General features: G+C 50.4%; 7 protein-coding genes. 1 reads left to right on the top strand and 6 read right to left on the bottom strand.

Annotated features, from left to right (window positions below; translation table 11 throughout):
• Positions 1-401: 401 nt before the first annotated feature.
• The gene (locus LHF31_RS11040) at positions 402-1199 is read left to right on the top strand and encodes a hypothetical protein (protein WP_298008905.1); all 798 of its coding nucleotides are present in this window, start codon (positions 402-404) and stop codon (positions 1197-1199) included.
• Positions 1200-1299: 100 nt separating this feature from the next.
• On the opposite strand, the gene LHF31_RS11035 is transcribed toward LHF31_RS11040, so the two are convergent.
• The 6 genes from LHF31_RS11035 to LHF31_RS11010 are packed head-to-tail and all read right to left on the bottom strand — an operon-like array spanning position 1300 to position 10183.
• A complete protein-coding gene (locus tag LHF31_RS11035; RefSeq protein WP_303774224.1) occupies positions 1300-2667 on the bottom strand; it encodes a UvrD-helicase domain-containing protein in 1368 nt (455 codons plus the stop codon).
• Positions 2657-4429 carry an ATP-dependent endonuclease gene (locus LHF31_RS11030; protein ID WP_303774223.1) on the bottom strand — a complete coding sequence of 591 codons (1773 nt, stop codon included), beginning with the start codon at positions 4427-4429 and terminating at the stop codon, positions 2657-2659. Before LHF31_RS11030 ends, LHF31_RS11035 begins: the two co-directional genes overlap by 11 nt.
• Positions 4430-4440: 11 nt before the next feature.
• The gene (locus tag LHF31_RS11025) at positions 4441-5622 is read right to left on the bottom strand and encodes a restriction endonuclease subunit S (RefSeq protein ID WP_303774222.1); all 1182 of its coding nucleotides are present in this window, start codon (positions 5620-5622) and stop codon (positions 4441-4443) included.
• Positions 5622-7226 (bottom strand): type I restriction-modification system subunit M, encoded by a 1605-nt coding sequence (locus LHF31_RS11020; protein WP_303774221.1) that lies wholly within the window; start codon positions 7224-7226, stop codon positions 5622-5624. Before LHF31_RS11020 ends, LHF31_RS11025 begins: the two co-directional genes overlap by 1 nt.
• A gap of 24 nt (positions 7227-7250) precedes the next feature.
• Positions 7251-9944, bottom strand: a complete 2694-nt coding sequence (hsdR, locus tag LHF31_RS11015; protein ID WP_303774220.1) for an EcoAI/FtnUII family type I restriction enzme subunit R — start codon at positions 9942-9944, stop codon at positions 7251-7253.
• 2 nt (positions 9945-9946) lie between these two features.
• Entirely contained in the window at positions 9947-10183 is a 237-nt protein-coding gene (locus tag LHF31_RS11010; RefSeq protein ID WP_303774219.1) for a DUF2188 domain-containing protein, read from the bottom strand.
• Between the last annotated feature and the right edge of the window lie 210 nt (positions 10184-10393).

Genomic DNA, 10393 nt, shown 5'->3' with positions numbered 1-10393 from the left:
AAGATCGAGCCAGGTTGGGAAAAGCAGGTTACTCCCCTGCTCAAGCTGATCTGGCGTGAACAGATGAAGGCATCGGCGAGCGAGTAACCCCCCATCCGGGGGGTAACACCCCGGCAGGGCTACCCAGCCCTGCCATACCGAAAATTCCACTCCGCAGAGTGCTTTCAGCCGGTGCAAGTCCGGCGGAGTGATTTCCCGCAAGGGGTAGCACGTTAACAACAGCATAAGCGGCGAAAGGGCATGGTAAATCTCCCTGCCGCACGGTCTCCCTCTGTTGCTTACCGCAGGGTAGGCGATGGAGCGAGACCGTGTGGCGGCTCCCCTGACGCAGCAGGGCAAAACACCCATTTTGCTCCCGGCTGTGGACGGGAGCGGTTCAAAACCACAAAAGGAGGTTTATCATGTCCAATCTATCCAATATCTTCACCCTGACCGGCTTTTCGCTGGAACAGGCCATCGAACTGCTGGATCAGGAGCTGCCCGCCGGTGCATACAAGGCACTGCCGGGCGCGGTCGACCTGACCGACATTGACCCGAACTGGATGCGCAAGACGCTCAACCATGTGTTCGGCTTGTGCGGTTGGGGCTGGGGGTACGAGTTCGACCCCCAAAACCTGACCTACCGCTACGAAACCCGGGAAACCGCACGGGGCGGCGAGCGCGGCGTGTATGTGGCCATCATCAGCCATCTCCGGTTTTGGTACCGGCTGATTGACGGCAATACCACTTCCGTCTGCTCTGTTCACGCTACTGGTGCAAGCGAGAATGCCAACATCGCTTACGCGATGAAGGGCGCTCTCTCGAATGCCATCGGGAACGCCGTGTCGAACATCGGCTTCCAGGAGAGTGTCTATTTGGGTTTCCGGTCGCATCGCGATTTTCCCATCGGCAGTGGGAACGGCAAGGTCAGTGTCCCCAAACCCGCACCCGTCCCGCAGCCTGCTGCACCGGCGGCAGCCGAGCCTGAGGCTGGCGAGGGTGAAGCGGCCAACCCCGGCGATACTGTCATCCACTTCGGCAAGATGAAGGACAAGACGCTTGCCGAGGTATGGGGCAGCGGCCCCGCCGGTCAGGGCTGGGTGCGCTGGTGCGCCAATACGGACGGCAAGGGTTTCGACCCCCAAGGGAAACCTGAAAACGTCCATCTCCAGCGGATGGCGCGGGCGTTTCTGGCGCTCAACGCCGCTTATGCTGGCTGATGCGACACCCCTGCGGGTCACAGAGCCGGGCTTACCCAGCCCGGCTTACTTTTTGGACGGCCCGGCTTGTGGTTTCTCGTTTAATGCCGCAGCAAAAAAATCAAAAAGAAAAAACGGGACTCTCAGATAACACAGTTAGGGATTTTGATCCACGAGTAATTGCTACATAAAAGTTATTTCTGTCAAGAAGATTGGCGTTTAAGACAACAGCATGGTCAAACTCAAGTCCCTTAATCAGCAGCGTTCGTGAGATTATTTTTCCTTCAATCTTTCTTCCATTTACACGGGTGAGATTGCGAGACACATAAGCTGCTTCTTCCAAAGAAGAATATTTCCCGGTAGAGTGCTTTTTTATTGCATTCTGCATTTCTCTAAAAAGTTCTTTCCGAAATACAGGTGTGGTTTTGAGGGCTATTTCAATGATTTCTGGTATTTCGGAAATTCGGCTTACTCTTTGTATTTCATTTTGTAAATTTTCAGGAAGATCATTATAAGCAATTCCTTCTAATAAAAAATTTTCTATACTTTGCCTTAATCTATTAACAATTCCAGAATATTTATAAAATTCCCTTGCAAAGTTCATCATGGAATAACAATCCATTTCCTCAATACATTGATATTCTCCCCTCATTTTTCTTGCCGTAAGACGATCTAGAGGTGTTTTTTTCCTATTTACATCAATCCATTCTCCAGTATGAATTCCTAATATAGAGTTAGAATTATAATTTTTTGATAGCTCATTAATTTGATTTTGTTCAGAAAATTCATTCCAATTGATTTCCGAAAAGTTTCTCAGATCAATTACTTCGTTATTCTCAAGTCTTTCCCGGATATCAGCCAATTGTTCACCAAGGAGAGGATTATTACCATCCCGATCCCAACGATACGGTTTAATGAGATTGGGAAGTTGCCTGAAAAAATGTAATACATCTTCTTCCCAACTAATCAATGGATCGTCAGAAAAACCAAATATCCCTTGCAGAGGATCCCCTAAAACACGAACGGGGAGAAATTCGCACAGTTTTTTGACTATGTTGTGTTGACTTATTGTACAGTCTTGATATTCATCAATAAATATCCCGTTATAGCTGGATTCAATCACTTCCTTCATGAAAGGAAATATTAATAACTTTTCAGCAGCAGGATAAAGTTCACTCCATTCTTTCTTAAGGGGTCTTGGGTTATTAAAGCCTGACATTGAACCGTACGATAAAACATATTTCAACAGCCAGCTAGCGATTGTAGCAACACGATATTTCGATTCGGGTATTTGATATTTTCGAAACCGTGATTTTAATGATGCAACTCCGGCGTGAGTATGGGTAAGGATGAGTTGCTTACCTTTTGATTTTTCTACTGCGCGAACAATTGCTTCTGTTTTCCCGCACCCTGCCGCAGCCGTCACGGAAACTGGCTCATCGGCGTTCGCCAATAGCTCTACTACTTCGTTGAATGAGTTACTCGCCATAACACCATCGCTCCAGTTCACACAACAGGTTCGAGGTTGGTTTCCCATTCATTTCATCTAAGTATTCGGAAACTAAACGACCAAGTTCTTTACCTTTATCCATGCGCTTATACCATTCACACTTGTCAGCTAAGCAACCGATCATTTCTCGAGGTTTGCTTAATAAACCTTCGATACTATCAATTCTGTTTTGAATGCTTGCTTGACAACATTTTTCTATAAATTTTGGGCTATTTAATTTATCCCAAAAAGATTGTTCTGAATCGCTTAATGAGATTGCTAGTTTAATGAACCTGCTTAACCCATCATCAGATAGGTCTAAACAAAGGCGTCGCTCTATTTCAAGATTCTCTTCCCATAAAAACACCTTCTCAACACCATTCTGCTCCATTTCTTCCTTGGATGGATTCAAGTCACGGTCGGAATCGCCAAAATAAGCAACCTGATATCCGAGTTTTGCCAAATGAACAGCATATTTAGGAGCTTCAGACCCACCACATTTAGGACTTTCGATAGGTACACAACCAGCCTCAGCCATTGAAAGGTAGATAAAAGAAGTGCCCGGTTTCTTGTGTTTTTCTTGCCAGTAATACATGTCCAACCCTATCAAGAAACCCGCTTCTGTTTTTCCTTCGCAAACAACTACTTTTCGGCAGAGGAAGGCTTCAGGAATACTTCTAACTAAACCTTGTAATTCTTCTCCAATCGGAATAATACGAATTGCTCCATTGCTACATGAACGAACAACATAAAGTTCACTAGCGTTGCACTCTACAACTGCTACTGGTGAATGAGTGGTAAAAATTACCTGATGTTTTTCATTAACTTGGGGACGCAGTTGCCGTATCAGATGGCGTAGGCGGTATGGTTCAAGGCTGTTTTCAATCTCATCTATCAGAATGACAGCACCTTCCGGTACAGATGCTTTGTGAATAGCCATAGCCATCAAGCGGCGGCTACCTTCTCCTCGAAGTGAGAAAGGTAAATTGCCGTCAAAAAGCGATATGGCTCCTTGTTTTAAGTTTACCTTCATGGGGTGTATGCCAGCCTGAAGTTGTTGAAGATTAAGCCCGATCGATTTTGCTGCAGAATTTGCCGTTTCAATTGCACCTGAAAGACTGCTTAAGTCAGCGACCCTAAGAGCTGTGAGTATTTCGCGTTCAGACTCGGCAAGTATCTTTGGTATTTTTGATAAATCCTCTTTTTGAGTCAAACGAGTTAACGCAGAGTTACGTCCCCAAGATAGATCGCTATCAAAATATTGCCCAATACTGGCTACGCCTAATTTTCGGCGATCGACAGCAGAAATGGATAGAGGCTCTCCATCCTGTCGCACAACCTGCCAGGATGGTTCTAAATCTCGTCCAATGGTCAGTCTGATCCTTAAGGCTGGTTCAAATGGGGTGCCATTATGCTCTTTTTGTGTATCTGAAAGACATTGATTTAAAGGATCCCAAAATCCTAGCGCCAATCCAAAGGAATCTTCCGAAATTAAACTGTTATCTGATTCTGAAGGTTGAGAAAAGCCAGTAACTATTGCTTCAATCTTAATGGGATTATCATCGCTCACGTTCATTTCGTAAAAATCGATATCACTAATTGTCAAATTATAGGTTGGTGAAAAGAGATATTCCAAAGCCAGCAAAATAGTACTTTTGGTGGAATCGCCAGGACCAATCAAGCACACCATATCACTGTTAATTGTCCAATCTAAATTGTGGATTCCGCGAAAATTATTAATAGATAATTTCCTCAGTTTCATAAAGATTCCTCCTAAACCTCTCCCCGAAACGCCGCGGCGAGAATGGATTGCTCCAGCGCATCAAGGTCGCGTAGGTCTTGCTCCAGCAAATCGTCCATGGCGCGGGTCTCTTCAGCGATGCGTTCCAGGTAGGCGGCGATGCGGCGCTGTTCTGCCAGCGAACGGGCGGGGTCGTCGGGGTATGGGATGGGGACGAAGGCTTCCTTCAATGCTTTTTTAGACATTCTTGGCATTCTTGCCCCAGCGACATTTGATGTGGCATATTGAAGAAAATAAGGAGAGCGCAGAAAGAAGGCAAGAAAACTCCTTTTTATGATCTCTGGATTTGGTTTTAATGGTATCCACTCTGTAGAACCAATTCCGTCCAAAGAAGGAACTACGACCTTGTTCAAATAAGGTCTTAATTTACAGTATAAAACATGCTCTTTAGTGAACTTTACACATGTGCTCTGAATAGTAGAGCCAAGAACAAAATTAGGTGAAGGTTCTTCTATCTGATTTTTAGCTATAGTGTCTAAACCCCAGTAATTAAACTCTTGCTCTGGATAATCAGTGGGGATAATTTGTTGCGAATCTTCACGAGCAATTTCTTTGAGTTTCCTCCACCCCCATCCCTCCTTCACCTCCCCCTGTGGATCGGGGAATACTTCCGCCAGGGCGGATTCCATCACCTGCGCCAGGTCGCGGCGCATGGATTGGACTTCTTCGCGCAGGGTGCGCACTTCGCCCAGCAGCGCCTCCAGCCGCGCCACGATGCGGCGCTGTTCTGCCAGCGAACGGGCGGGGTCGTCGGGGTATGGGATGGGGACTTCTACACTATACAAAACATCGCGGTTTAAGCCCGGAATTGCGGCAGATTGTTGTAAGCGATCGATTTGTTGACTTCGCAAAAATTGGTAAAGAAATTTAGGGTAAAGGATTTCTGGAAATTCATCAATAAAAAATGTGGTATCAATTGGCCAACAAGCTATCTCGCTCCAGTTAACTGCTCCAGCAGAACCTTTGCGACCGATTACGATCGTTTGGCCTTTTGTAATTGATGCGTTATGGAAGCCCACAACACCGTTTGCGCCATAGACAGGCACATTTCCGCCTAGTCGCAGTTTCTCTGATAAGCCTTTGCCATAAATTACCGTTATCAGGGTCTTAAGTTTCTTCCACGCCCACCCTTTCGGCAATTCCCAGCGTTCCATTATTCCTCCTCTCCATTGCTTACCAGGGCGTGCAGGCGTTCCAACGCAGCCTGCACCTCGCGCTGGCGTTCCAGCAGGCGGGCGGTCAGTTCGGCAGGGCGCGGCAGGGCGGCGCGTTCGTTCTGGTAGGGGTTGCGGGCGCTCAGGTCGTAGTTGCGCTCGCGCAGGTCGTCGAGCGTTTCCACCCACGCCCGCGGGGTTTCGCCGTTGCGGCTTTGCTGGCGGGCTTCGGCGGCGGTAGGGAAGGGGCGCTGGCATTCGCCGTGCAGGTAAGCGCGCCACTGCGCCCACAGGCGGCGGGCTTCGTCAAAATGCTCGTCCAGAATCGGGCTTCCCTTGCTGAACTTCTTCAATCCAGCGGGCAGGAGCAGTTCGTAGTACCAGGTCTCGTTGTGCGCCAGAGGGTTGCGTTCCAGCACGCCTTGCGCGCGCTCAAAGAACAGCAACGCGGTTTTTACGTCCGAATAAGGCGCAAAAGCCCCCGGCGGCAGGCTGACCACCGCAGACAGGTGAAAATCCTCTAACAGCGTTTTCTTGACCTCGGCGAACGCTCCGCCGCGGAAGAGCGTCCCTTCGGGAACGACAACCGCCGCGCGGGCATTGGGGGCTTGCTTCAACTTTTTGAGAATGTGCTGGAGAAAGAGCAGTTCGGTGGCATTGCTGCGGACGGGGAAATTTTCCTGAATGTGACGTCCTTCCTTGCCGCCAAAGGGTGGATTGGTCAGAACAATATCAAAGCGCTCGGTAACGCTTGTTTTAACATCTTCTTCCAGCGTGTTGCGGCGGGTAATATTGGGGGTGGTAATGCCATGCAGGACGAGGTTCATCGTCCCCAGCAGGGCTGCCAGGGCTTTCTTCTCCTGCCCGTAAAAGGTGCGCTGCTGCAGGATTTCGGCTTCTTCCAGGGTGCGGGCTTGCTTTTCCATATGCAGGTAGGCTTGCGCCAGAAAACCCGCCGAACCACAAGCGGGGTCGTACACTGTTTCGCCTATGTGCGGGTCAATGACCTCTACCATGAAGCGGATGATTGGACGGGGGGTGTGAAATTCGCCAGCGATTTGATTCTCCTGCCCCATCCGCGCCAGCAGGTCTTCGTAAAAGCGGGTGATGGTGAAGAAGTCATCGTCACGCTCGAAGTCAATCTCGTTGATGATGGTCAGCACATCCTTGAGGTTGTAATCCGAAGCGCAGACAGGCACGTTGCGCACCACCGCTTGATTACCCATGCTCTCATCAGAAAAAAGTTTCGCGATGGACTCTGCCAGTGGTGAACCATTCAAGCTCGCCAACCCCGGCAGCAGCCGGGCGCGCACAAAGGTGACCAGCTCACCCTTGCTGGAGTCCCATTTCCCCAGGGCTTCCGGGTTTGCCCAGGCATCCCACGCCAGATCAGCCGGAAGGATAGGCGTATAGGATTCGCCGCGGAAGGCGGCTTCGCGCGCCCGTCTTTTTTCTTCCTGATCGAAAAACTTGAGAAACAACAACCAGGCAAGATGTTCGGTGTACTGCATCACCCCGCCCACGTTGTTGTCGCGGCGCAGGATGTCGCAGGCGCGCCACATCTCGGTGCTCAGGTTGTCGTTGATTCGGTGATTGTTTGCCATAAGGAGTCCTTGTCAGGTTTTGATTTATGGGTACAAACGACGTTGAAGTTCCAACACAATCTGGCGCAGGGATTGATCACCGCCAAACTGCTGGCTGATACCATTCAACCCGCCCCAGGTTCTGAAAGCGGGCAGACGAAAGACACGTGGGTTGGCAATCTCATCTACCCCGCTATTCCGGTACTGCTCCAGCAGGGCTGCGATGATCTGGCGCTGCAAAGGCGAAAAAGCGTTCAACCAGTCGGCGTGGCGCTGTACAAAGGTGCGTAACCGCTCCTCACGGGTCGGAATGGGCTGGCGTCCAAACGCCACATATGCCAGGACATCAAAAGTATCCGCTTGCTGTTGGTTCAGCACCTCTGCCAGCACTTCCGGATAAACATTGCTATGTTCCAGCTTCCGCTTGATTTCTTGTCTCTGGTTTTCCTCCTGCCATGCCTGTACCAGCAGTTCCCAACCGGGCAGTAATTCCAGCGTCTTCTGGCGAGAATAATCCACATATTGTTCCAACGTCAGCGGCTCGCTCAGCCCTGCGACAAAGAAGGTGGCTTCCTCGGCAATCGTCACCTCTAAATTTCTGACGACAATCTGGCGGTGCTCTCCTTCTGCCAGCGGAGCGAGGTCAAAATCAACGGTAACGGGAACACCATCCTGCGTGGTGATGGTCTTTTGCTGGCGTTTCAGGCGCGGTCCATATGCGACAACCGTTACTTCCCCCACTGGCAGTCCTTCGAAGCGGTATTTACCCTGCTCATCGGTCAGGATGGGTCCGCGCTGGTCATTGGGCGCTGCCATGACAGCCACACTTGCACCCTGAAGGATTTCCCCACTATCTGCCAGACGTACCGTGCCCTGCAAGATGCCCGTTTGAGTGCTGATAGGGCGAGCGGTTTCAATCGGTCGGGGCGGGCAGTCCCAGCGCGGGTCGAGCAGGCGGGTGGCGTTGGTGTAATCAATGATACGGAACCACAGTTTACCGGTTGCCGGGTCCAGGCGGCTGCCGCGTCCGATGATTTGTTTGAAGAGAATGGGGGACGAGATGGTTTTCAGGAAGACAATGTTGCGGCAGGCTGGCACATCTACTCCGGTGGAGAGGAGTTCGGCAGTGGTTGCCACCACCGGCGTTCTGCGGTCGCTATCCTGAAACTGGTTGAGCCAGCGCTGAGCATGTTCGCCCTCTTCACTAACAATTGGCACGGCGTAATTTTCACCCAGCCCCAAATCGGCAAATTCATTATTCAGCAGGCGGGCAACTTCCTGGGCATGTTCCATATCCACACAAAAGACCATCGTCTTGTGCAGGGGTCCAAACTGACGCAGCAAATTTGCCAGATGTTTGACCAGCGTCTGGGTGCGATCGGGCAAACGGATCTCGCGTTCGAAGTTGGGGGTGTGATACTCCTCACGCAATTCGGCATCTTCTGGAACAATCAGTTCGGCGCCCTGCTCCACAACCTGTGAAATTCGTAAACCGCTTTTATCCACACTGCTGAGCACGCGGTGTACTTTGTAGGTAGCCAGAAAACCGTCTTCGATTCCCTGACCCAAACTGTAGGTATAGGCTGGCTTATGAATAAGACCTTTGGAGGGGTCCTGTTCATCAATGGGAATGGCTGGTTCCTCGGCACAGAAGTAGGCGTAGGTGTCCACATTTTCATCTTGCTTGGGGGTGGCAGTCATTCCCAGGTGGATGGCACTTTCAAAGTGATCCAGAATCTCTTTCCAGGTTCCAAAACCCGAACGGTGGGCTTCATCAATGATAACCATATCGAAAAAGTCGCGCGGGAATTTTTCAAACAGACGCTTTCCCTGGGGATCCTGCGCCCAGAGCGTCTGGTAAATACCAAAGTACAAATCGTGTTGCAAACTCAAACGGCGTTTGCCATCCAGCATGAAGCGTGGATCTCCATGATCACCGGCAAAAGGGCTGAAGGCATTATAAGCCTGATTGCGTAACACCTCACGGTCGGCAAGGAATAGCACCTTGCCGGAGCGCCCTCTTTGCTGATGCAGCCAGCCTGACTTGATCAGCTTCCACACAATTTGCATGGCGGTGAAGGTTTTTCCCGTACCGGTAGCCATGGTCAGCAAGATGCGTCTCTGCCCTCGCATGATGCGTACCAGTGTTTCTCGAATGGCAGCCTCCTGGAAGTAGCGTGGTTCGCTACCGTGGGTCAGACTCGGTGGCGCATAGGGGTGCAACAGGGGGGTGCGTTGTCGGGCTGCGGCAACTGCGGCATCGTAACGCGGGCGCAATTCGCCAATTCGCTTTTCCACCTCCTGCGGTGAGTGAATGCCAGTGTTCAACGCCCAGCGATTCCACAATTCATCGGGGGAAGGAAATTCTGTAAGGATGCGAGTGGTATCGCTGAATCCATCCCATTCGATAATCTCATGTCCATTGGTGGCATACGCAAACATGAGATTGTTCTCTCGTGCGTAACGCTTGGCTTGTTCTAACCCGGCGTTGGCTGGCATATCTTCGGCTTTGGCTTCCACCACCGCAATCGGGAAAGCATCCGTATAGCGCAGGAGATAATCCATGACTCGCGGTTTTTCGCGTTCAGCCCGACCGCCGCGCAATACCACTCGTCCTGGCGCGTACTGCCAGTCCGGTCGGTAATAATGCTCGCGCGTCACCTGGCTGCGTGTCCAGCCAGCGCGATGGAGCAAAGGATCAATCAGTTGAGCGCGGGTATCCGATTCGTTGAGAGGCATTCCTAAGGTTTGCTATCCTTGGGTGGGTTTGGATCATAACCATAACTATCTTTACCTTGTATGGTGCCGTCTTTCCGATGAATGATCAGTTCGGAATGCTCTTTTTTTGCTTCCTCACGACCTCGTTTTTCTGCCTTTTCTTTTCGCTGATGAATTGACGTAGCGCGTTTGTTTCCCTCTTTTTTAACAGCCCATTGATTACCTTTTGGGACAACATGAACATTTCTGTTGTTTGCCATAGCATTTTCCCTTAACAAGATCAAACAAACTCCGCCCGCGGCAAACGGGTTATTTGCGCGGGCGGCAAAAGTTTGTTATGCTGGATTCTGCCGCAACGCGCCGCAACCGCGTTGCCACTCCAGCCTCGCCGTAGCCAGCGGCGGGGCTGGATTTGTTTTACTGGAAATAAGTATAGCAAATTACTGGCGAATCTGATGTCATTTTGAAGG

The organism is Anaerolinea thermophila (assembly GCF_020723905.1).
GTDB lineage: Bacteria > Chloroflexota > Anaerolineae > Anaerolineales > Anaerolineaceae > Anaerolinea > Anaerolinea thermophila_A.
Note: the sequence above shows the minus strand (reverse complement) of the source record. Positions and strands in the feature narration are given on the sequence as shown.

Excerpts from the sequence above, each read along its gene's own strand:
- LHF31_RS11030 (WP_303774223.1), bottom strand. The coding sequence starts at position 4,429 with ATGAAACTGAGGAAATTATCTATTAATAATTTTCGCGGAATCCACAAT.
- LHF31_RS11010 (WP_303774219.1), bottom strand. The coding sequence starts at position 10,183 with ATGGCAAACAACAGAAATGTTCATGTTGTCCCAAAAGGTAATCAATGG.
- hsdR (WP_303774220.1), bottom strand. The coding sequence starts at position 9,944 with ATGCCTCTCAACGAATCGGATACCCGCGCTCAACTGATTGATCCTTTG.
- LHF31_RS11020 (WP_303774221.1), bottom strand. The coding sequence starts at position 7,226 with ATGGCAAACAATCACCGAATCAACGACAACCTGAGCACCGAGATGTGG.
- LHF31_RS11040 (WP_298008905.1), top strand. The coding sequence starts at position 402 with ATGTCCAATCTATCCAATATCTTCACCCTGACCGGCTTTTCGCTGGAA.
- LHF31_RS11035 (WP_303774224.1), bottom strand. The coding sequence starts at position 2,667 with ATGGCGAGTAACTCATTCAACGAAGTAGTAGAGCTATTGGCGAACGCC.
- LHF31_RS11025 (WP_303774222.1), bottom strand. The coding sequence starts at position 5,622 with ATGGAACGCTGGGAATTGCCGAAAGGGTGGGCGTGGAAGAAACTTAAG.